This window comes from Streptomyces sp. NPDC056373 (assembly GCF_042262425.1).
GTDB lineage: Bacteria > Actinomycetota > Actinomycetes > Streptomycetales > Streptomycetaceae > Streptomyces.
In genome coordinates this window covers 276,429-296,685 of sequence record NZ_JBHJPX010000010.1, presented here as the reverse complement: position 1 = coordinate 296,685, position 20,257 = coordinate 276,429, and the positions used below count along the sequence as shown (strand labels likewise).

Annotated in this window: 19 protein-coding genes; 9 read left to right on the top strand and 10 right to left on the bottom strand. The window is 72.2% G+C overall.

The genetic code is table 11. The annotated features are described in order from the left end of the window. Positions 1 to 85: 85 nt before the first annotated feature. On the top strand, positions 86 to 1,465 hold the full coding sequence (locus ACFCXS_RS23150; protein ID WP_376645221.1) for an MFS transporter: 1,380 nt from the start codon (positions 86 to 88) through the stop codon (positions 1,463 to 1,465). Here ACFCXS_RS23150 and ACFCXS_RS23145 read toward each other — a convergent pair. From ACFCXS_RS23145 to ACFCXS_RS23135, 3 genes are all read right to left on the bottom strand, one after another. Beyond that, the gene (locus tag ACFCXS_RS23145) at positions 1,454 to 2,422 is read right to left on the bottom strand and encodes a DMT family transporter (RefSeq protein WP_376645220.1); all 969 of its coding nucleotides are present in this window, start codon (positions 2,420 to 2,422) and stop codon (positions 1,454 to 1,456) included. The two genes, ACFCXS_RS23150 and ACFCXS_RS23145, sit on opposite strands and share 12 nt — an antisense overlap. 251 nt (positions 2,423 to 2,673) lie before the next feature. Beyond that, positions 2,674 to 3,396: an ArsR/SmtB family transcription factor gene (locus tag ACFCXS_RS23140; protein WP_376645219.1), complete on the bottom strand. Its 723-nt coding sequence runs from the start codon at positions 3,394 to 3,396 to the stop codon at positions 2,674 to 2,676. Positions 3,397 to 3,431: 35 nt separating this feature from the next. Further along, positions 3,432 to 4,082 (bottom strand): TetR/AcrR family transcriptional regulator, encoded by a 651-nt coding sequence (locus ACFCXS_RS23135; protein ID WP_376645218.1) that lies wholly within the window; start codon positions 4,080 to 4,082, stop codon positions 3,432 to 3,434. Between the two features lie 73 nt (positions 4,083 to 4,155). Between ACFCXS_RS23135 and ACFCXS_RS23130 the strand changes: the two genes are divergently transcribed. The 3 genes from ACFCXS_RS23130 to ACFCXS_RS23120 all read left to right on the top strand — a co-directional run bounded on the left by ACFCXS_RS23130 (position 4,156) and on the right by ACFCXS_RS23120 (position 6,319). After that, a complete protein-coding gene (locus ACFCXS_RS23130) occupies positions 4,156 to 5,307 on the top strand; it encodes an acyl-CoA dehydrogenase family protein (protein WP_376645217.1) in 1,152 nt (383 codons plus the stop codon). A 60-nt stretch (positions 5,308 to 5,367) separates the two neighbouring features. Beyond that, positions 5,368 to 5,613 carry a YiaA/YiaB family inner membrane protein gene (locus ACFCXS_RS23125; protein ID WP_361310509.1) on the top strand — a complete coding sequence of 82 codons (246 nt, stop codon included), beginning with the start codon at positions 5,368 to 5,370 and terminating at the stop codon, positions 5,611 to 5,613. Positions 5,614 to 5,683: 70 nt separating this feature from the next. After that, the gene (locus ACFCXS_RS23120; protein WP_376645216.1) at positions 5,684 to 6,319 is read left to right on the top strand and encodes a TetR/AcrR family transcriptional regulator; all 636 of its coding nucleotides are present in this window, start codon (positions 5,684 to 5,686) and stop codon (positions 6,317 to 6,319) included. 74 nt (positions 6,320 to 6,393) lie between these two features. Here the strand turns inward: ACFCXS_RS23120 and ACFCXS_RS23115 are convergent, their stop codons facing one another. Continuing rightward, positions 6,394 to 6,855 (bottom strand): MaoC family dehydratase, encoded by a 462-nt coding sequence (locus ACFCXS_RS23115; protein ID WP_104778600.1) that lies wholly within the window; start codon positions 6,853 to 6,855, stop codon positions 6,394 to 6,396. A gap of 110 nt (positions 6,856 to 6,965) precedes the next feature. Between ACFCXS_RS23115 and soxR the strand changes: the two genes are divergently transcribed. Then, positions 6,966 to 7,439 carry a redox-sensitive transcriptional activator SoxR gene (soxR, locus tag ACFCXS_RS23110; protein WP_376645215.1) on the top strand — a complete coding sequence of 158 codons (474 nt, stop codon included), beginning with the start codon at positions 6,966 to 6,968 and terminating at the stop codon, positions 7,437 to 7,439. Between the two features lie 93 nt (positions 7,440 to 7,532). Here the strand turns inward: soxR and ACFCXS_RS23105 are convergent, their stop codons facing one another. Both ACFCXS_RS23105 and ACFCXS_RS23100 read right to left on the bottom strand, forming a co-directional pair. Next, positions 7,533 to 8,249, bottom strand: a complete 717-nt coding sequence (locus ACFCXS_RS23105) for a 3-keto-5-aminohexanoate cleavage protein (RefSeq protein WP_376645292.1) — start codon at positions 8,247 to 8,249, stop codon at positions 7,533 to 7,535. 75 nt (positions 8,250 to 8,324) lie between these two features. After that, entirely contained in the window at positions 8,325 to 8,927 is a 603-nt protein-coding gene (locus ACFCXS_RS23100) for a hypothetical protein (RefSeq protein ID WP_376645214.1), read from the bottom strand. Positions 8,928 to 9,191: 264 nt separating this feature from the next. Here ACFCXS_RS23100 and ACFCXS_RS23095 point away from each other — a divergent pair, with 264 nt between their 5' ends. Beyond that, positions 9,192 to 11,990, top strand: a complete 2,799-nt coding sequence (locus ACFCXS_RS23095; RefSeq protein ID WP_376645213.1) for a penicillin acylase family protein — start codon at positions 9,192 to 9,194, stop codon at positions 11,988 to 11,990. Positions 11,991 to 12,183: 193 nt separating this feature from the next. Here the strand turns inward: ACFCXS_RS23095 and ACFCXS_RS23090 are convergent, their stop codons facing one another. Further along, positions 12,184 to 13,419, bottom strand: a complete 1,236-nt coding sequence (locus ACFCXS_RS23090; protein ID WP_376645212.1) for an exo-beta-N-acetylmuramidase NamZ domain-containing protein — start codon at positions 13,417 to 13,419, stop codon at positions 12,184 to 12,186. Between the two features lie 291 nt (positions 13,420 to 13,710). Between ACFCXS_RS23090 and ACFCXS_RS23085 the strand changes: the two genes are divergently transcribed. From ACFCXS_RS23085 to ACFCXS_RS23075, 3 genes are read left to right on the top strand one after another with little or no spacing between them, the layout of a single operon-like run. Beyond that, the gene (locus tag ACFCXS_RS23085) at positions 13,711 to 14,484 is read left to right on the top strand and encodes an SDR family oxidoreductase (protein WP_376645211.1); all 774 of its coding nucleotides are present in this window, start codon (positions 13,711 to 13,713) and stop codon (positions 14,482 to 14,484) included. After that, the gene (locus tag ACFCXS_RS23080) at positions 14,481 to 16,145 is read left to right on the top strand and encodes a class I adenylate-forming enzyme family protein (protein WP_376645210.1); all 1,665 of its coding nucleotides are present in this window, start codon (positions 14,481 to 14,483) and stop codon (positions 16,143 to 16,145) included. Before ACFCXS_RS23085 ends, ACFCXS_RS23080 begins: the two co-directional genes overlap by 4 nt. Positions 16,146 to 16,173: 28 nt before the next feature. Further along, complete coding sequence (locus ACFCXS_RS23075; protein ID WP_361882256.1) at positions 16,174 to 16,767, top strand: TetR/AcrR family transcriptional regulator; 594 nt, start codon at positions 16,174 to 16,176, stop codon at positions 16,765 to 16,767. A 19-nt stretch (positions 16,768 to 16,786) separates the two neighbouring features. Here the strand turns inward: ACFCXS_RS23075 and ACFCXS_RS23070 are convergent, their stop codons facing one another. Genes ACFCXS_RS23070 through ACFCXS_RS23060 form a run of 3 tightly spaced genes read right to left on the bottom strand, consistent with a single transcriptional unit; the run spans position 16,787 to position 19,879 of the window. Continuing rightward, a complete protein-coding gene (locus tag ACFCXS_RS23070; RefSeq protein WP_376645209.1) occupies positions 16,787 to 17,137 on the bottom strand; it encodes an STAS domain-containing protein in 351 nt (116 codons plus the stop codon). A gap of 22 nt (positions 17,138 to 17,159) precedes the next feature. Further along, positions 17,160 to 18,218: a B12-binding domain-containing protein gene (locus ACFCXS_RS23065; RefSeq protein ID WP_376645291.1), complete on the bottom strand. Its 1,059-nt coding sequence runs from the start codon at positions 18,216 to 18,218 to the stop codon at positions 17,160 to 17,162. Positions 18,219 to 18,262: 44 nt separating this feature from the next. Continuing rightward, positions 18,263 to 19,879 (bottom strand): PP2C family protein-serine/threonine phosphatase, encoded by a 1,617-nt coding sequence (locus ACFCXS_RS23060; RefSeq protein WP_376645208.1) that lies wholly within the window; start codon positions 19,877 to 19,879, stop codon positions 18,263 to 18,265. Positions 19,880 to 20,257: the final 378 nt, after the last annotated feature.

Here is a 20,257-nt window from a genome sequence, read left to right as displayed (position 1 = left end):
ACGTCCATACCGTCCGGTCAGTACGTTCCCCGGAACTCGAGCCACCCCCCGTTCCGTCCCCCGCACCCACCGGAGCGTGCACCGCATGGACACGGCACCTTCCGCTCAGCCCGTCACCACCACGCCCGCCGTCGGCAACCGACGCCGGGTCGCCACCGCGGCGGCGCTCGCCTCGGCCGTCGAGTGGTACGACTACTTCGTCTTCGGTATCGCCGCCGCCCTCGTGCTCGGCGACCTCTACTTCCCCGCCGGCAGCGCCACGGCAGGCGTTCTCGCCTCGTTCGCGACCTTCGCCGTCGGCTTCCTCGCCCGGCCCGTCGGCGGCATCGTCGCCGGCCATCTCGGCGACAAGCGCGGCCGCAAGCCGATGCTGGTCCTCGCCCTCACCCTGATGGGCGTGTCCACGACCGCCATCGGCCTGCTGCCGACGTACGACACGATCGGCGTCGCCGCCCCGATCCTGCTCGTCCTGCTCCGGGTCGCGCAGGGCGTCGCCGTCGGCGCCCAGTGGGGCGGCGCGATGCTCCTGGCCACCGAGTACGCCCCGGAAGGCAAGCGCGGTGTCTACGGCAGCGTCGTCCAGCTCGGCGTCCCCATCGGCGTGGTCACCGCCAACACAGTCTTCCTGCTGGCCGGCGCGCTCACCACCGACTCGGCGTTCGCGGCCTGGGGCTGGCGGGTGCCGTTCCTGGTGGGCCTGCTGGTCCTCGCCCTCGCCTGGTACATCCACACCCGCGTCGAGGAGACCCCGGCGTTCCGGGAGGCCGAACGGGCCCTCGCCGAGAAGGAGAAGACCGAGCAGAGCTCACCGCTGCGCACGATCCTGCGCGGCCACCTCGGCACCGTCTTCCTGGCCGGCGGCTCCTTCGCCGTGAACACCGCCACCTTCTACATCCTCATCACGGGCGTCCTGGACTACACGACCCGGGAACTGGACATGAAGAAGGGCCCGGTGCTCATGGTCTCGCTCTGTGTCAGCCTCACCCAGCTGGTGCTGATCCCGGCCGCCGCGGCCCTGTCCGACCGCGTGGGCCGCATCCGGATCTACGCCTTCGGAGCGGCCGGCATCGCCCTGTGGGCCGTGCCGCTCTTCCTGCTGATCGACACCGGCTCGCTGCTGTGGCTCGCCGTCGGCACGTTCGTCGCGAGCTGCTTCCTGAGCATCATGTACGGCCCCCAGGCCGCCTTGTTCGCCGAGCTGTTCACGCCCGAGATGCGTTACACCGGTGCCTCCCTCGGCTACCAGATCGCGGCCGTGGCGGGCGGCGGGCTCGCGCCCTTCATGATGGTGCTGCTGCTGGAGGCGACCGGCACCTCGATGGCCGTGTCCGGCTACATCGTGGTGCTCTCGGTGATCGCCCTGGTGTCGATCAGGATCCTCGCGGCGCGGGCGCGCGCGGCCGAGGCACAGGCCGCGCCGGAGACGCAGCCAGAGCCGGAGGCGAAGGCCGAGTCAGCGGGCTGAGTCCGCTGACTCCTCGGGCCGTGGCTCCGGAACCGCTCCCGGAGCCACGGCCCGAGCCGCTGCCCGCGCCCGCGACCTGGACACCGCCACGCCCGCCAGGCACAGCACACCGCCGACCAGCGTGAGTACCCCCGGCACCTCGCCGAGGAACAGCCAGGACATCAGCACGACCAGTGCGGGCGCCGCGTACGTCGTCGCGCCCATCCGGCTCGCGGTCGTCCGGGACAGGGCGTACGCCCAGGTCGTGAAGGCCAGGGCGGTCGGGAAGACGCCCAGGTACACCATGTTGAGCGTCGCGGCGGCGGGCGCCGTGGCGGCCTCCTGCACCAGCTGCCCGGCGAACGGCAGGCACAGCACCGCGCCGACCAGGCACCCGAACGTCGTCACCTGCAACGGGCTCGCGGTGCCCAGTGCCGGCTTCTGCGCCACGACACCGGCGGCGTACGTGATGGCCGCCAGCAGGCACAGCAGCACCCCGAGCACCGAGGAACCGCCCTCGCCCGACATCGACAGACCCACCGTCACGGCGCCGGCGAACGACACGGCCATCCCCGCCAGCAGCCGCGGCGGCATCGGGTCGCCGAGCAGCCGGGCACCGAGCAGCGCGATGAGGATCGGGCCGGTGTTCACGACCAGGGCGGCCGTACCCGCGTCGACCTGCTGCTCGCCCCAGTTCAGGACGACCATGTAGCAGCCGAACCACAGCACGCCCGATATCGCGATCCCGCGCCAGGCCGAGCGCGGCGGCAGCCCCTCCCGCCGCAGCAGGCAGATCACCCCCAGCGTCAGTGCCCCGGCCAGCAACCGTCCGAGCGCCAGCGCCCCCGGTGAGTACGCGTCACCCGCGCTGCGGATCGAGACGAAGGCGGAGGCCCACAGCACGACGGTCACCGCGGCCGCACCGGCGGCCAGCAGATCCGCGCGGCGGGCGGGAGGGCGGGGGGAGTTGATCATCATGTCTCCGAGGCTAGGGGGCGCGCAGGGGCGAACGCTCGCGGTTTTCGGGCGGTGCGGTGCGGGCTGACCGACGAGTGTCGCGGCAGGTCGGGGCCCGTTCCGGGGTCTCGGCGCAGGGCCGTGGCCGTAGCGCTCAGCGGATCGGATTCGGGGTCTCGGCGCAGGGTCGTGGCCGTAGCGCTCAGGGGATTGGATTCGGGGTCTCGGCGCAGGGTCGTGGCCGTAGCGCTCAGGGGATTGGATTCGGGGTCTCAGCGCAGGGTCGTCGCCGCCACGCCCAGCAGATCGAAGAGGGCCCTTTCGCCCGCCGCCGTCACCTTCACGGCCCGCTCGGAGCCGATGCGCACGCACCACCCCGAGTCCAGAGCGTGCCGGCACAGCGCGGCGCCCGCCACGCCCGCGAGATGGGGACGGCGCTCGGTCCAGTCCAGACATCCCCGGGCCAACGGCCGCCGACCCCGGCGTTCCAGGCCGATCCCGGCCGACGCGAACCATGTCAGCCCCGCGTCGGTGAGCGCGAACCCCGTTTCCTGCTCCAGCAGACCCCGTGCCGTCAGCGCGTCGGTGACCGCGATGCCGAGCCGCCCGGCGAGATGGTCGTAGCAGGTGCGGCCACGGGCCATCGCCGAGCCGGCGCTCGACTCCCGCAGGGTGCGCGGCCGTACGGTCGTGCCGGGCGTGACCTGCGCGGCCAGGTCCTCCAGCAGCTGCGCGACCCGCGCGTCGGCCAGCCGGACGTACCGGTGCCTGCCCTGCCGCTCCTCGGCGAGCAGTCCGCCCCCGACGAGCCGGCCCAGGTGCTCGCTCAGCGTCGACGCGGCGACGCCCGCGTGCCGCGCCAGCTCACTCGCGGTCCAGGCCCGTCCGTCGAGCAGCGCCAGCAGGCACGCGGCCCGGGTCTCGTCCGCGAACAGCGCGGCGAGCCGGGCCAGGGCCACCGCCTGCGGATCCCTCGTCGTCATGCCTTCCAGCATGGGACACGGACGGTTCGGCCGGTGCCGAAGCGTCGCTACGGCGTGCGCCGCACCTGCTCGAACTGCCGCGCCAGCCCGTCCAGCAGGGCCGTCAGCCCGGTCTCGAAGGCCCTCTCGTCGATCTTCTCCTGCCGTTCGGCGAGGAGGTGCGCCTGCTGGAGGTGGGGGTAGTCGGCGGGGTCGTACGCGTTCGCGTCGTCCACGAAGCCCCCGGCGAAGGAGCCGAGCGCGGAGCCCATCACGAAGTACCGCATCAGCGCGCCGATGGACGTGGCCTGCGCCGGCGGCCAGCCCGCGGCGACCATCGCGCCGTAGACGGCGTCCGCGAGGCGCAGTCCCGCCGGGCGGCGGCCGGGGCCGCGGGCCAGCACCGGGACGATGTTGGGGTGGTCGCGCAGCGCGGCCCGGTAGGAGACGGCCCAGTCGTGCAGCGCGGTCCGCCAGTCCCGGCCGTCCTGGAACATCGACAGGTCCACCTGGCCGCTCACCGAGTCGGCGACCGCCTCCAGGATCTCGTCCTTGGTGCGGAAGTGGTTGTACAGCGAGGGCCCGCTGACCCCCAGTTCGGCGGCGAGGCGCCGCGTGGAGACGGCGGCCAGTCCCTCCGCGTCCACGAGCGCGCGGGCCGTCTCGACGATCCGGTCGGTGCTGAGCAAGGGCTTGCGCGGTCGGGCCATGGCGCACATAGTAGGGCTGCACCGAGAAACTAGCAGTGCTAATTTAAAGCTACACTTACGGCTTTCAGTGGGGTGACCTGTGGTGAATCTGGAGCTCAGCGAAGAGCAGGGCGCGGCCCGGCAGCTCGCGCGGGACTTCGTGGAGCGCGAGATCACCCCGCACGTCGTGGCCTGGGACCGCGCCGAGGAGGTCGACCGGGGCATCGTCAAGAAGCTCGGCGAGGTCGGCTTCCTGGGCCTGACGATCGACGAGGAGTACGGCGGCTCCGGCGGCGACCACCTCGCGTACTGCCTGGTCACGGAGGAGCTGGGCCGGGGTGACTCGTCCGTGCGCGGCATCGTCTCCGTCTCCCTCGGGCTCGTCGCCAAGACCGTCGCCGCCTTCGGGAGCGAGGAGCAGAAGCGGCGCTGGCTGCCCGGTCTGACCTCCGGCGCCGCGGTCGGCTGCTTCGGCCTCACCGAGCCCGGCACCGGCTCGGACGCGGGCAGTCTGGCGACCCGCGCGGTGCGGGACGGCGACGACTACGTCCTCGACGGCACCAAGATGTTCATCACCAACGGCACCTGGGCCGACGTCGTCCTGCTCTTCGCCCGCTCCACGGACGCCCCCGGCCACAAGGGCGTCTCCGCCTTCCTCGTCCCCACCGACACGCCCGGCCTGACCCGCCGCACCGTCCACGGCAAGCTCGGGCTGCGCGGCCAGGCCACCGCCGAACTCGTCCTGGAGGGCGTGCGCGTACCGGCCTCCGCCCTGCTCGGGGAGGAGGGCAAGGGTTTCTCGATCGCCATGTCGGCCCTCGCCAAGGGCCGGATGTCCGTCGCCGCGGGCTGCGTCGGCATCGCCCAGGCCGCCCTGGACGCGGCCGTGCGGTACGCGGGGGAGCGGGAGCAGTTCGGCAGGACCATCGCCCACCACCAGCTCGTCCAGGAGCTGCTCAGCGACATCGCCCTGGACGTCGACGCGGCCCGGCTGCTGACCTGGCGGGTCGCCGACCTGATCGACCGGGGGCAGTCGTTCGCAGTGGAGTCGTCCAAGGCCAAGCTGTTCGCCTCGGAGGCCGCCGTCCGTGCCGCCAACAACGCGCTCCAGGTCTTCGGCGGCTACGGCTACATCGACGAGTACCCGGTCGGCAAGCTGCTGCGGGACGCCCGGGTGATGACCCTCTACGAGGGCACGAGCCAGATCCAGAAGCTGGTCATCGGCCGGGCGCTGACGGGCGTCTCGGCGTTCTGAGTACCTCTCTGAGTATCTCGGCGGATGTGGCGCGGACCACGTCCGCCGATGCTTTCCCCCATGAGTGACACACCGGGCAAGCAGCAGAACACGGCCGCCTTCTACGGTCAGGCCGTCGCCTCCTTCGCCGTCGCCATGGCGGCCACGGCCATCGGCATCTACCAGTTGAGCGCCGACGCCTGGGTGCGGGCCTTCCTCGCCATCGCCGTCCTCTACCTGGTCACGTCCTCCTTCACCCTGGCCAAGGTGATCCGGGACCGGCAGGAGGGCGCCGCTCCCGCGTACACCCCCTTCGAGAAGCGCTGAGCGGCCACACTAAGCGCTCGCTCACCTTCGGCGGTATGGTGTTGCTCCTGCCAGTGGAGAGGGGCGAGCGATGAGTACGGCGGAGGAGACGGCCGGCGGCGAGGCGCAGGCGTGGGGCGAGGTCACGCCCGACGCGGCGCGGCGGCTGCTGGTCGCCGCGGTGGAGGCCTTCGCCGAGCGCGGCTACCACGCCACGACGACCCGCGACATCGCGGGCCGCGCCGGGATGAGCCCGGCTGCGCTCTACATCCACTACAAGACCAAGGAAGAACTGCTGCACCGCATCAGCAGGATCGGGCACGAGAAGGCCCTGGAGATCCTGCAGGTGGCGTCCCGGCGGGAGGGCACCCCCACCGAGCGGCTCGCCGACGCGGTCAGCTCCTTCGTGCGCTGGCACGCGGGCGGCCGCACCACCGCGCGCGTCGTGCAGTACGAACTCGAATCGCTGGGTCCCGACGCCCGCGCCGAGATCCTCGCGCTGCGCCGCGAGGTCGACGGCGAGGTGCGCGGCATCATCGAGGAGGGCGTGCGGTCGGGCGAGTTCGACGTCATCGACGTGCACGGCACCACGCTGGCCGTGCTGTCCCTCTGCATCGACGTGGCGCGGTGGTTCAACGTCGACGGGCCCCGGACGCCGGAGGAGGTCGGCGAGCTGTACGCCGACCTCGTGCTGCGGATGGTCGGAGCCCGGGGCCGGACGGCCTGAGGGACACCGGGCCCCGGCCCTGGAGCAGGCCCCCGACCCCGTAGCGGGCCCCGGCCCCGGAGCGGGCCCCGGTCTCAGAAGTAGTAGCGCGCCACCGACTCGGCGACGCAGACCGGCTTGTCGCCGCCCTCTCGCTCCACGCTGAAGGCGACGGCCACCTGGACGCCGCCGGGAACCTCGTCGACGCCGCTGATCGTCGCGGTGGCGCGCAGCCGGGAGCCGACGGGGACCGGGGCGGGGAAACGCACCTTGTTGGTGCCGTAGTTGACGCCCATCTTCACGCCCTCGACGGCGATCAGCTGCGGCCCGAAGAGGGGCAGCAGGGACAGGGTCAGGTAGCCGTGCGCGATGGTGGTGCCGAACGGGCCGGCGGCGGCCTTCTCCGCGTCGACATGGATCCACTGGTGGTCACCGGTGGCCTCCGCGAAGAGGTCGATGCGCTTCTGGTCGATGTCGAGCCAGTCGGTGTACCCGAGTTGTTCGCCCACCGCCGACTTCAGGTCGTCGACGGACGTGAAGATCCTCGGCTCTGCCATGTCTTCCAGGCCTCTCGTGTGCGGGGAGTCTGCGCCCTCATATATCTAAGCGACTGCTTAGCATGGTCGGCCGCGGTGGCTGTGTCAACGGACTCGGTAGGGTTCGCGGGGTGCACCGGATTCCAGAGAAGATCCACGAGCTCACGGTCGGCCAGCTCGCGGCGCGCAGCGGCGCCGCCGTCTCCGCCCTGCACTTCTACGAGTCCAAGGGCCTGATCAGCAGCCGCCGGACCTCGGGCAACCAGCGCCGCTACTCCCGTGACACGCTGCGCCGCGTCGCGTTCATCAGGGCATCGCAGCGGGTCGGCATCCCGCTGGCGACGATTCGCGAGGCGCTCGCGGAACTCCCCGAGGAGCGCACGCCCACCCGGGAGGACTGGGCGCACCTCTCCGAGGCCTGGCACACCGAGCTGGAAGAGCGCATCAAGCAGCTGAACCGCCTGAGGGATCACCTCGCCGACTGCATCGGCTGCGGCTGCCTCTCCCTCGACTCCTGTGTCCTGTCCAACCCGGACGACGCGTTCGGCGAACGGCGCGCGGGCTCCCGCCTGCTGGTGGAACGGGAACGCCGGGGCCGCGCCTGAGCGCTCCGCACCTGTGGAACCGGACCGTCGAGGCCGAGCCTGAGCGCACCGCACCTGCCCGCGGGCACGCGTGCCTCGTCGAAGCCGGTCACCTCACCGCCGCCCGTACTCCACCAGCCCCACCGCGACCAACTCCGCGTTGGACCGCGCCCGCACCCCGTCGGGCCGCACCAGCACATCCTCCAGCCCGACCCGGGTCGCCAGCCCCAGTCGCCCCGCGAGCCGCAGCACCGGCCACGCGCCTTCCTCCTCCCCGTGCAGCAGCACGGGACGGCCGTGCGCGGACCCCAGGCCGGACAGCAGCCCCCGTGCCGAGTCGGCCGCGCTCACCGGGTCCGGGTCCGTCACCTCCGCCAGGACCCTCAGCACCTTCGGCCCGAGCGGCGAGGCCGCGAACCGCTCCGCCCCGTCCGTGCCCGACCAGATACCGGCCTCCACGCCCACTCCGAGCTCCATGAGCAGCGCGGCCGTCTCCTCGGCCCCCGGCTCGTGCCAGTTGACCGAGGCGTGGTCGGGCAGGACGGTCCAGCCGCGGATCCGCTCCAGCCGGGCGGCCGGGTCGGGTTCCGTCCACGCGCCCGTGGTCACACCCACGGGCACCGCCACTCGCGCCCGGATCGCCGACAGCGTCGTCGCGAGCACCCGCGGCGACAACGTGTCCTGTCCGCAGGGCGTCTTGGGATGGACATGGAGGTCCGTCGCCCCGGCGGCCACGGCTCCGGCGGCCGAGTCGGCCGTCGACTCGGGTGTCAGCGGCACGGCCACGCCGTCAGCGGCCGTCCGCGAACCGTTCAGGCACCCCTGCATCATGCCGTCGATGGTGCCAGTCACCACCGACAGTGGGGGTGCGGCATCCCCGGCGCACCCCCCGCGCACCCGCATCCGTCAAGCCGACACCAGCAACCTGGTCCGCCTGGCGTAGGCCAGGGCCTCGGGCGTGAGCACGGGACGCGGCACCAGGATTCCGCAGTCCGCGCAGACCGGACCGCACGAGGGCTCGTGGTCCAGGTCGTACCTCCAGTAGAGCTGCTCGCCGCCGCAGACCGGGCACGCCGAGCCCGGCTCGCGCTCCAGCGCGGCGATCAGCCGGCGCAGCACCTCGGCCAGCGGTTCACGGGGATGGACCGCCGGGTCGTCGCACCAGGCCACGCCGAAACCGCCCCAGGTCAGCCGGTGCCAGTCGTCCACACTGCCCGGCCTGCGCAGCCCGTCGTGCTTCTCCTTCTTGCGGCGCTCGGCGAACTCGACCTCGTAGGCCAGCCAGACCGCCCGCGCCTCCTCCAGCTCGTCCAGTGCGGCCACGAGCCGCACCGGATCGGGGGAGCGGTCCTCCGGACCGAACCCCGCCCGCGAGCAGAGATGGTCCCAGGTCGCCCTGTGCCCGTAAGGGGCGAACCGCTCAAGGCACTTACGCAGCGAATAGCGCCGCAGAGCCAGATCGCACCGCGGATCGCGGACCTGTCTCGCCAGACTCCGGAAACCGGCCATCGTCCTGCACCTCCGTCACACCTGCACCTGTAATCCGGTCACTTCGGCGTCGTCGTACGGACGTCGCCGAATAGACGTATCGACAAGCGAATCGGCTCCATCCGATTTCAAATGGCCTCCATAAGCGGCCCGAAGAGGCTCGCCGGTCGACTGCCGTGATCCGTGTGTCTGTTGTGCCGACTTCAAAAAGTGACGCTTGTTCATCTTCAAGCCGGGGGATACCGGCGGTAACATCCCGCCCACCCCCGTCGGGAGGAGCCCCCCATGCCACGGCGTGCCCCACGCACCGTTCTCGACAGAATGAGAACTCCCAGCGGAATCCCCGGGTTCCTGAAGACAGCATCCGTATGCACCCTGATCGCAGGTCTCTTGTCGCCGCTTGCCCCGGCTGCCGCATCGGAAACAGCTACCGCCCAGGCCACCGCCGCGGCGAACGACCACTGTGGCAACCAGTGTTCGGACATCCTCCCGCCCGGTCAGAACGGCAACGCCACCCTCGCCCAGATCCTCCTCAACCAGGCTTTCGGCACCCAGCCCGAGCACGCCGAGGACCAGCTCGGCCCCTACGCCAACCTCGCCAAGGGCTATCCCGCCCTCACCAACGACAAGATCAACACCTTTTTCAACGACGCCTCCTTCGGAGTCCCCGCCGACCAGGTCGCCTCCAGCGTCAAACCCGCCGGGCGCAGCGACGTGACGATCGTCCGGGACAAGAAGACCGGCGTGCCGCACATCACCGGTACCACCAGGTACGGCACCGAGTTCGGCGCGGGATACGCGGCGGCCCAGGACCGGCTGTGGCTGATGGACGTCTTCCGGCACGTCGGGCGTGGTCAGCTGACCTCCTTCGCGGGCGGTGCGCCCTCCAACCAGGGCCTCGAGCAGCAGTTCTGGCGGCACGCTCCGTACAGCGAGGCCGATCTGCAGGCGCAGATCGACAACGCCGTCGCCACCAACGGCGAGCGAGGGCAGCAGGCCCTCGCCGACGTCAAGGCCTACCTCGACGGCATCAACTCCTACATCGACGCCTCCGACAGCGGGCGCACCTTCCCCGGTGAGTACGTACTCACCGGCCACAAGGACTCAGTCACCAACGCCGGGACGATCGAGCACTTCAAGATCACCGACCTGGTCGCGCTGGCCTCCGTCATCGGCGCGCTGTTCGGCTCGGGCGGAGGCGGCGAGGTGAACAACGCCCTCTCGCTCATGGCCGCCCAGGAGAAGTACGGCGTCACCGAGGGCACCAAGGTCTGGGAGTCCTTCCGGATGCGCAACGACCCGGAGGCCGTCCTCACCCAGCGCGACGGCAGCTTCCCCTACGGCACCAAGCCGGCCGACCCGCAGGGCGCCGCGCTGCCCGACGCCGGTTCGGTGCAGCCCGAGCCGCTCGTGTACGACCGCACCGGCAGCGCCGCGACGGCCGGTGCGACCGGCGCGTCCGCTCAGGCCGCGAAAACCGCCACGTCGTCCGCCAAGCGCGGCATGTCCAACGCCCTCGTGGTCAGCGGCAAGCACACGGCCAGTGGCCACCCCGTCGCCGTGTTCGGCCCGCAGACCGGCTACTTCGCCCCCCAACTGCTCCTGCTCCAGGAGATCCAGGGCCCGGGCATCAGCGCCCGCGGCGCATCCTTCGCCGGCCTGAGCATGTACGTCGAACTCGGCCGCGGCCAGGACTACGCCTGGAGCGCCACCACCTCCGGCCAGGACATCATCGACTCCTACGCGGTCGAGCTGTGCCAGGACGACTACCACTACCTGTACCGCGGCACCTGCACGCCGATGGAGAAGATCGAGCAGAAGAACGCCTGGAAGCCCACGACCGCCGACGGCACCGCCGCCGGCTCGTACACCATGCGCGTCTGGCGCACGAAGTACGGGCCCGTCGAGTACCGCGCGACGGTCGGCGGCAAGAAGGTCGCCTACACCACCCTGCGCTCGTCCTTCCTGCACGAGGCCGACTCCATCATCGGCTTCCAGATGCTGAACGACCCGGACTACGTCAAGGGCCCGGACTCCTTCCAGAAGGCCGTCCAGCACATCAACTACACCTTCAACTGGTTCTACGCCGACTCCGAGCACACCGCGTACTACAACAGCGGCGACAACCCGGTGCGCGCGGCCGGCGTCGACTCCGAGTTCCCGGCGTGGGCCAGGCCGGCCTACGAGTGGCGCGGCTGGGACCCGGCGACCAACACGGCCGACTACACCCCGCCCTCCGCCCACCCGAACTCCATCGACCAGGACTACTACGTCTCCTGGAACAACAAGCAGGCCAGGGACTACACGACCGCGCCCTGGGGCAACGGCTCGGTGCACCGCGGCAACCTCCTGGAGGACCGGGTCAAGAAGCTGGTCCAGCAGGGCGGGGTGACCCGCGTCGCCCTGGTGAAGGCCATGGCCGACGCCGGGCTGGCGGACCTCCGGGCCGAGGACGTGCTGCCCGAACTGCTGAAGGTCGTCACCGGTTCCCCCGTCACCGACCCGGCCGCCGCCGCCGCGGTGAGCAAACTCCAGGCATGGGTCGCGGCGGGCGGCAAGCGCACGGAGACCGCCGCCGGCTCCAAGAAGTACGCCGACGCCGACGCGATCCGCATCCTGGACGCCTGGTGGCCGCTGCTGGTCAAGGCCGAGTTCGAACCGGGCCTCGGCAGCGAGCTGTACGAAGCGGTCACGGCCAACCTCCCTGTCGACGAATCCCCGTCGGCGGCGCACGGCCCGACCGGCTCGCACGCGGGAAGCTCCTTCCAGTACGGCTGGTGGAGCTACGTCGACAAGGACGTTCGCGCGGTGCTCGGTGAGCAGGTCAAGGGGCCGCTCGCGAAAAAGTACTGCGGCGACGGCAGCCTCGGCGCCTGCCGGGACACCCTCCTCAGCACCCTGAAGGAGGCGGCCGGCCGGACCGCGGCCCAGGTCTACCCCGGCGACGACGTGTGCTCGGCCGGCGACCAGTGGTGCGCCGACTCGATCAACCACCGCACCCTCGGCGGCATCAAGCACGGCAAGATCAGCTGGCAGAACCGGCCGACCTACCAGCAGGTCGTGGAGTTCACCTCGCACCGGTGAGGCACCGTCCCGGCGGCGGGCCGGCGCACGCGACCCGCCGCCGGGACCAGCCGGGCCGGCTCCGCGCCCAGGATGTCGCTGCCGTCGCCCGGGCGGCGGCACGGGCGGAACACCGGGTATGGAGACGTCCCGTGGCTCCTCGGGCGCATCGTCCTGCCACGGGGGAGCTTGGGCCTGCACCGAGGGCGGCGGCTCAGCGGTAGAGAAGGTACTTCCGCCGCGTCCTGCGGAACGCCGCCAGGTCCTCCTGCCACCCGGCCACCACCTCCTCGGTGTCGGCGCCCGCGTCGATCATCGTTCGTACGCGCGCGGAGCCGGTGAGCTTGTCGATCCAGTTGTCCGGGCGCCAGGCGAAACCGCTCCAGACCTGCTTGGCGGTGACCAGCAGCGCGATCCCCGTGCGGACCGGATCGAAGGCGGCCCGGTCGTGCACATGGACCTGCACACCGCCGATCGTCCTCCCCTGGAACTTCGAGAAGGTGGGCGCGAAGTACGCCTCCCTGAACCGCACGCCGGGCAGGGCGAGTTCGTTCGCCGCTGCCGCCCAGCGCCGGTCGACGCCCTCCGCGCCCAGCAGCTCGAACGGCCGGGTCGTGCCACGCCCCTCGGACAGGTTCGTGCCCTCGAACAGGCACGTTCCCGAGTACACCAGGGCCGTCTCCGGTGTGGGCATGTTCGGGCTGGGCGGCACCCACGGCAGCCCGGAGGCGTCGTGGAAATCCGAGCGCTGCCAGCCCGACATCGTCACCGTCCGAAGCGGCACGGGGTCGGTCAGGAACTCCCCGTTGAACAGCCGCGCCAGTTCGGCGACGGTCATCCCGTGGGCCTGGGCGACCGGTTGCCGCCCGACGAACGTGGCGAACTCCTTGTGCAGGACCGGGCCGAGGGCCGCCCGGCCGGTCACCGGGTTCGGCCGGTCCAGCACGACGAACCGTTTCCCGGCGAGCTGGGCGGCCTCCATGCAGTCGTAAAGGGTCCAGATGTACGTGTAGAAGCGCGCGCCGACGTCCTGGATGTCGAAGACGACCGTGTCGACGCCGGACGCGGTGAAGACGTCGGCGAGGGGCCGGCCGCTCTTGAGGTAGGTGTCGTAGACGGGCAGGCCGGTCGCGGGGTCGTCGTAGCGGCCCTCGGAGCCGCCGGCCTGGGCGGTGCCGCGGAAGCCGTGCTCCGGGCCGAAGACGGCGGTCAGCTCGACGCGGTCGTCGGCGTGCATGACGTCGACGATGTGCCGGGCGTCGCGGGTGATGCCGGTCGGGTTGGTGACGATGCCGGCCTTCTGGCCGTCGAGCAGGGAGTAGCCGTCGTGGGCGAGGCGTTCGAACCCGGTGCGCAGGTGCCTGCGGCGCTCGGCGGCGGATGCGGTCGATGTCGCTGATACGGCTGCCGCCGTGGCGGTGGTGAGGACGGCTCGTCTGGAAGGGCGCATGCGGTGACCTCCTTGAGCGGGGACGGTCGGCATGGGCACGGTATGCGCTTCCGCGGGTTGTGGGGAGGCTGCGGGCCGTCTGTGGCCGGTCGCGCAGTTCCCCGCGCCCCTGTCGGGGGCGTGCTTCCGCGGGTTGTGGGGAGGCTGCGGGCGGTGTGTGGCCGGTCGCGCAGTTCCCCGCGCCCCTATTGGGGCGTGCTCCCCTTTCAGGGGGCGTTCCCGGCGCCTCTTCCCTGGTACATACCGACCGGTTAGTCTGGCGGCATTGCAGAGCCGCGACTGAGGAGACCGATGGTGGGAGCCTTTCAAGAGGCCGGAGTCGTTGTCACGGGGGGCGGCGGCGGGATCGGGGCAGCGCTGGCCCGGCGGTTCGCCGCCGAGGGGGCCCGGGTCGTCGTCAACGACCTGGACGCCGAGCGGGCCAAGCGGGTCGCGGACGAGGTCGGTGGCATCGCCGTGCCCGGTGACGCCTCCGCGATCGTCGCGGACGCCCGGGACGCGCTCGCCGGTACCGTCGACGTCTACTGCGCCAACGCCGGTGTCGCCTTCGAGGGCGGGGCCGCCGACGGGCCGCTGGACGAGACGGCCTGGGCCGCCTCCTGGGACGTGAACGTGATGGCGCACGTCCGCGCCGCCCACGCGCTGCTGCCCGGCTGGCTGGAGCGCGGCAGCGGACGGTTCGTCTCCACCGTGTCCGCCGCCGGGCTGCTGACCATGATCGGGGCCGCCCCCTACGCCGTCACCAAGCATGGCGCGCTCGCCTTCGCCGAGTGGCTGTCGCTGACGTACCGGCACCGGGGTGTGAAGGTCCACGCCATCTGCCCCCAGGGCGTGCGCACCGACATGCTCGCCGCCACCGGCAGCGCGGGCGACCTCGTGCTCCAGCCGACCGCCGTCGAGCCGGAAACCGTGGCGGACGCGCTGCTGAAGGGCATCGAGGAGGACAGGTTCCTGATCCTGCCGCACCCGGAGGTCGCCGCCTACCATCAAGCCCGGGCCGGCGACCCGGACCGGTGGCTGTCCGGCATGAACCGCATCCAGCAGCAGTGGGAGGAGGCCCGGTGACCGACTCCCGTTACGCGGCCAAGCCCTGGCTCGCCCTGCTCGGCGACGCGCAGAAGGGCGCGATCAGCCCCGCGGACTCCCTCGTGCACGCCCTGCGCCGGGCCGTGGCCGAGACCCCCGGGAGCGACTTCCTGGCCTACTTCGACGGCCGGCTGACCTACCGGGACGTCGACGAGCTCAGCGACTCCATCGCCGGGCACCTCGCGGCGCGCGGTCTTCGGCGCGGCGACCGGGTCGCGGTGCTGCTGCAGAACTCCCCGCACTTCGTGCTCGCCCTGCTGGGCGCGTGGAAGGCGGGCGCGGTCGTCGTGCCGGTCAACCCGATGTACAAGTCGGGCGAGGTGGCACACGTCCTGCGGGACGGCGAGGTCGCCGCGCTGATCTGCTCGGACCGGGCCTGGGAGTCGTATCTGCGCGAGACGGCGTCGGACTCGCCCTTGCGGATCGTGCTCACCGGATGCGAGCTGGACTTCCAGAGCCGCGACGACGCGCGCGTGCTGACCTTCGAGCGCCTGTCGCAGGCCCCGGACGCCGACGACCTGGTGAGCGTGGCGCGGGCCGGCCACAAGGCGCCCGAGGGCCGTGATCCCGGCCCCGCGGACATCGCGCTGATCAGCTACACCTCGGGCACCAGCGGCACGCCCAAGGGCGCCACCAACACGCACGGCAACATCATGTACAACGCCGAGCGGCAGCGCACCGGCCTCGAACTGCCGGAGCGGCCCGTCTACTTCGGGCTGGCGCCGCTGTTCCACATCACCGGCATGGTGTGCCAGTTCGGCGCCTGCCTGACCAGCGGGGGCACGCTCGTGCTGGCGTACCGCTTCGAGCCGGGCGTGGTGCTGGACGCGTTCGCCGAGCACCGTCCGCACTACACGGTGGGACCGTCCACGGCCTTCATGGCGCTGGCCGCCCATCCCTCCGTCACCCGCGACCACTTCTCCTCCTTCCGGGTGATCTCCTCCGGCGGCGCCCCGCTGCCGCCCGCGCTGGTGGAGAAGTTCCGGGCCGGATTCGGGCCGTACATCCGCAACGGCTACGGGCTGACCGAGTGCACCGCGCCCTGCGCCTCGGTGCCGCCCGGCCTGGAGGCACCGGTCGACCCGGTGTCCGGGACCCTCGCCGTGGGACTTCCCGGCCCCGACACGGTCGTGCGGATCGTCGACGACGCCGGTGCCGAGGTGCCCTTCGGCGAGCAGGGCGAGATCGTCGTCAGCGGCCCGCAGGTCGTGCCCGGCTACTGGCGCCGCCCCGACGCCACCGCCGCCACGTTCCCCGGTGGCGAACTGCGCACCGGCGACATCGGCTTCATGGACGAGCAGGGCTGGCTGTACGTCGTCGACCGCAAGAAGGACATGATCAACGCGTCCGGCTTCAAGGTGTGGCCGCGCGAGGTCGAGGACGTCCTCTACACCCACCCGGCGGTGCGCGAGGCCGCCGTCGTCGGGGTGCCCGACGGGTATCGCGGGGAGACCGTCAAGGCCTACATCAGCCTGCGCCCGGACGCCGACACGGACCCGGATGCACTCGCCGCCTACTGCAAGGAGAGACTGGCCGCCTACAAGTATCCGCGCCAGGTGGAGATCCTGCCGGACTTGCCGAAGACGGCCAGTGGGAAGATCCTCCGGCGGGAACTGCGTTCCCGTACGCAAGGCAACTGACAGCAGAACGGAAAGGCAGGTGGCGGCAGTGCCCAGGACCACGGACTCGGACGGCACGCCCGTGCCTCAGCGGCTCCTGGCCGCCGCCACCCGGCTCTTCGCCGAGCAGGGCTACGACCGCACCTCGGTGCAGGAGATCGTCGAGGCGGCCGGTGTCACGAAGGGAGCGCTGTACCACTACTTCGGCTCCAAGGACGACCTGCTGCACGAGGTGTACGCGCGCGTGCTGCGCATCCAGCAGGAGCGGCTGGACGCCGTGGCCGGCGCCGACGAGCCGGTCGAGAAGCGGCTGCGGGCCGCGGCCGCGGACGTCGTGGTGACCACCATCGACAACCTCGACGACGCGATGATCTTCTGGCGCTCCATGCACCACCTCAGCCCCGAGAAGAACAAGCAGGTCCGCTCCGAGCGGCGCCGCTACCACGAGCGCTTCCGCGCGCTCGTCGAGGAGGGCCAGAAGTCCGGCGTCTTCTCCGAGGCGACCCCGGCGGACCTGGTGGTCGACTACCACTTCGGCTCGGTCCACCACCTGTCGACGTGGTACCGCCCCGACGGCCCCCTCACGCCCCAGCAGGTCGCCGACCACCTGGCCGATCTGCTGCTGCGCGCCCTGCGCCCGTAGCAGCCGCGCCGCCTGCCGTTCAGGAACGGCCGCGACGGCTCTCCGCGGCCGGCCCGGACTGCCGGGGAGTCGTCAGATACTCGTACGTGCCGGTGAGTTCGAGCAGGCGCCGCAGCGCCTGGCCGACGTCGTCCAGGTGGAACGCGATGCCGTCCCGGCAGGCGGAGCGGTGGATCTGCAGCAGGGTCGACAGCCCCATGGAATCGACCAGCCCCAGCTCCCGGCAGTCCAGGTGCAGCTCCTCGACCCTCACGCCGCCGTCGAGAGCCACCCGCACCCGCTGGAGCAGCTCCGCGCAGGAGTCGTAGTCCAGATCGCCGGTGAGAGCCAGCCGCACGGTGTGCGGGCCGGTGCCGAAAGAGGGGGTCACGGGTCCGTCCAGCGTCTCGGGGTCAGGGGCGGGGGGTGAGCGCGTCGCGCCCGGCGTCGAGCAGCCGGCAGGCGCGGGGGAAGTCGTGCAGTTGCTCCCGGAGCAGGTCCAGGCAGGGCAGAAGCGAGCGCGCCGGGACGCCGCGGGCGGTGAGCACCTCGGCGGTCCAGACCAGGAAGCCGCTGAAGACGTCGTCGGCGTCCACGTACAGGGCGGCCGTCAGGAAGCTGACGATGTGCGCGATGTCCTCGGCGGTGTGCTCGCGCTGCTCCTCGCTGTAGTCCCGCATCGCGGGGAAGCGCTGTTCGAGAGAGCGGAAGGTGTCGCGCACCAGGCGGGTGGAGGACTTCGCGACCAGCGTGTACTCCTGGTCGCGCAGATGCGGCAGGTCGTCGGTCGCCTGGTGGGCGGGCCCCGGCCGGCTCAGGGGGCCGGCCGCCAGCCGGTCCGCGGCCGCGCGTGCGTCGGGTGCCCAGGCATCGGCTCCCAGCAGCCGGGCGTAGCGGCCGTCCGCACCGAAGGCGGGGCCACCGGCCATGACCGGGGTGCCGGCCGCCTGGACGGCGGTGATGGCGCTGTGCGCGAGGGGCAGCCGGGTGGGCAGCGAGCCGGACAGGCACACCGCGTCCGGGCCGGTGCGGTGGATGTGGCTGATCAGGTGGGCGGTGGGGACCTGCGCCCCGAGGTAGTCCACGTGCCAGCCGCGCAGCCGCAGCGTCTCGGACACCAGGCGCGCGGGCAGGGCGTGCCACTCCTGGTCCACGCAGGCCACCGTGATCCGGCCCCGGATGTGCGCGGGGCGCCGGGCCGGCAGGACGGCGATGACACGGTCGTTGATGGCGGTGGCGGCGTGCTCGTCGGCCACGCTCATCCGGTTGGCCGCCCATTCGACGCCGACCTTGTGCTGGACGGCGCCGATGACGTCCAGCAGCACCGACTCGGGCGCCAGCCCGTCGGCCAGGGCGCCGGTGACGACGTCGACGGCCGCGTACTCGTCCGCCGCCCGTACGGCGGCCCACAGCTCGTCCGCCCACCGAGCGGATCCGCCGCCGTCGTGCGCCGCCGAGCCGCGGCCGCCCACGCCGTGACGGCCCGGCCCCTCGTCGAGGCCGGTGAGGTGTCCGGTCACGCCGTGTACCTGCCCCGGGTCGCCCCGTCCACCGCACTGAGGTGGGCACCGCGCGGCGCGGTGATGGCCAGGACGGCGATGTCGTCGTGGCGCCCGTCGCCGATCCACTGCGAGGTGACCATCTGCACCCGCTCCACGACCGCCTCCGCGGGCATGCCGGCGCACTCGGCCGCGGCGCGCCTGAGGCGCTGGTCGCCGAACATGGTGTCGCCCAGCGGGCCGCCCCTTGCCTCGGTGACGCCGTCGGTGAACAGCAGGCAGGTCTCCCCCGGGGCGAGGCGGACCCGCGCGGTGCGGGAGGTGATGGCCGGCAGGACGCCGATCAGGGTGCCGCCCGTGTCGGCCTCCTCCACGGTCCCGTCCCGCCGGATGATCAACGGCGCCGGGTGCCCGGCCGACGTCAGCCGCAGCACGACCTCGCGCTCCTCCCGGCGGACCGAGGCCATCACCAGGGTGGCGAAACGGGTGTGGTGGCTGGTCCGCATGGCGTTGTTCACCAGACGCAGCATCCGGGCGTGGTCGTCGGCCATGGGCAGCAGGGCGTGCAGGGTGTTACGGATCTTGCCGGTGAGCACCGCGGCTTCCAGCCCCTTGCCGGCCACGTCGCCCAGCACCACGAGGGTCTCGGGGGAGTCCTCGGTGGGCGGGTGGACGTCGTAGAAGTCGCCGCCGATGCGCTCGGTGTCCTTGCTGGCCCGGTAGCCGCCCGCGAACTCGACGCCCTCCGTCTGCCGCAGGGTGGGCGGCAGGAGTTCCCGCATGAGGGTGTCGGAGATCGAGTTCTGTTCCGCGTAGAGGCGGGCCGCCGACATCGCCGCGCCGGCCCGGGCGGCGAACAGCCCGGCCAGCGACTCCTCCGCCTCGGTGAACGCATGCTGCTGCGCCCGGCGCAGCAGGATCAGCGCGCCGGCCGGTACGCCGAGCCCCGGAAGCGGTGTGATCACCAGCGAGCCGACGTCGCCGAACCCCGCCGGGATCAGCCAGTCCGGGGCCGTCGCGGGGTCGATCCACCGGGAGGGAACCGGGGGGAAGCCCCGCAGCGCCTCGGCGAGGCCCGGCACGGTGTCCGGCGCCTCGGACACCGTGCTGCGGGCGAGCCCGCCCCGGTGGTCACAGGAGACCACCGGCAGTGTCCTGGCGGCGTTGGGCGCGATGACCAGGGCGGCATCGGCCAGATGCTCGGTGGCCAGGCGCGCCGTCACCTCCATGCACCGCTCCAGGTTCAGGGAGGCCAGCAGGGCCGTCGAGGCCTCGGTGAGGAACCGGGTGCGTCCGCGTTCGGCCGCCAGCTCTCCCACGGCGGAGCGGTAGGCGGTCTCCTCCATCAGCCACCAGACCGTGCTGCCGCCCGCCACGAGGGACGGATGCGCCGAGAAGGACCGGCCGTCCACCTCCCCGCCGACCGGGGCCGGCCGGCTGCGGTCGGCGGCGACGAGCCAGGCCGGGGAGGACAGGGGCTGCCCGACGCGGGCGGTCGGCAGCAGGGCAAGGGCCGCGTCGTTGAGCTCGGTGACGTGCCCGTCCGCGTCCAGGACCACCACCGGGCAGGGGGCGGAGGCGGCGCTCACCGTGCTCACCGCACGGGTGCGGGGCCTGGCCGGGGAAGGAGTCATGTACGGGGCCCCTACGCGTGACCCACACCTCACTTAGCGAAGACGGACGACGACTGTCTCGTGCACAGTCCCGCAGTCCGGGTGGGCGGTGCAACCACCGGACCGGCCCGGGAGGAGACGAAGAGCGGGTCCGGGGCGGCAAACCCCGCGAAACGTCCGCCCTACCCAGAGGGGCGTTCACGAGTCCGTGCGAAGTTTCACACCCCGCCCACAATCGTCCTGGTGCGGTCTTCGGTCGTGAGGAGTGAGCGGTGGGGGGGGGGCGGGGCCCCCCCCCCCCCGCCGGGACTAGATACCAGTATTAAGGCCCCCCCCGCGCCACCGCGGAGTAAGCACGACCCGAGCCCACCCGCGAAGACACGGGCCCCCCCCCCCGGG

Bases quoted from the DNA above. Each gene is read 5' to 3' on its own strand.
- ACFCXS_RS23150 (WP_376645221.1), top strand. From the start codon at position 86: ATGGACACGGCACCTTCCGCTCAGCCCGTCACCACCACGCCCGCCGTC.
- ACFCXS_RS23145 (WP_376645220.1), bottom strand. From the start codon at position 2,422: ATGATGATCAACTCCCCCCGCCCTCCCGCCCGCCGCGCGGATCTGCTG.
- ACFCXS_RS23140 (WP_376645219.1), bottom strand. From the start codon at position 3,396: ATGCTGGAAGGCATGACGACGAGGGATCCGCAGGCGGTGGCCCTGGCC.
- ACFCXS_RS23135 (WP_376645218.1), bottom strand. From the start codon at position 4,082: ATGTGCGCCATGGCCCGACCGCGCAAGCCCTTGCTCAGCACCGACCGG.
- ACFCXS_RS23125 (WP_361310509.1), top strand. From the start codon at position 5,368: ATGAGTGACACACCGGGCAAGCAGCAGAACACGGCCGCCTTCTACGGT.
- ACFCXS_RS23120 (WP_376645216.1), top strand. From the start codon at position 5,684: ATGAGTACGGCGGAGGAGACGGCCGGCGGCGAGGCGCAGGCGTGGGGC.
- ACFCXS_RS23115 (WP_104778600.1), bottom strand. From the start codon at position 6,855: ATGGCAGAGCCGAGGATCTTCACGTCCGTCGACGACCTGAAGTCGGCG.
- ACFCXS_RS23105 (WP_376645292.1), bottom strand. From the start codon at position 8,249: ATGATGCAGGGGTGCCTGAACGGTTCGCGGACGGCCGCTGACGGCGTG.
- ACFCXS_RS23100 (WP_376645214.1), bottom strand. From the start codon at position 8,927: ATGGCCGGTTTCCGGAGTCTGGCGAGACAGGTCCGCGATCCGCGGTGC.
- ACFCXS_RS23095 (WP_376645213.1), top strand. From the start codon at position 9,192: ATGCCACGGCGTGCCCCACGCACCGTTCTCGACAGAATGAGAACTCCC.
- ACFCXS_RS23090 (WP_376645212.1), bottom strand. From the start codon at position 13,419: ATGCGCCCTTCCAGACGAGCCGTCCTCACCACCGCCACGGCGGCAGCC.
- ACFCXS_RS23085 (WP_376645211.1), top strand. From the start codon at position 13,711: ATGGTGGGAGCCTTTCAAGAGGCCGGAGTCGTTGTCACGGGGGGCGGC.
- ACFCXS_RS23060 (WP_376645208.1), bottom strand. From the start codon at position 19,879: ATGACTCCTTCCCCGGCCAGGCCCCGCACCCGTGCGGTGAGCACGGTG.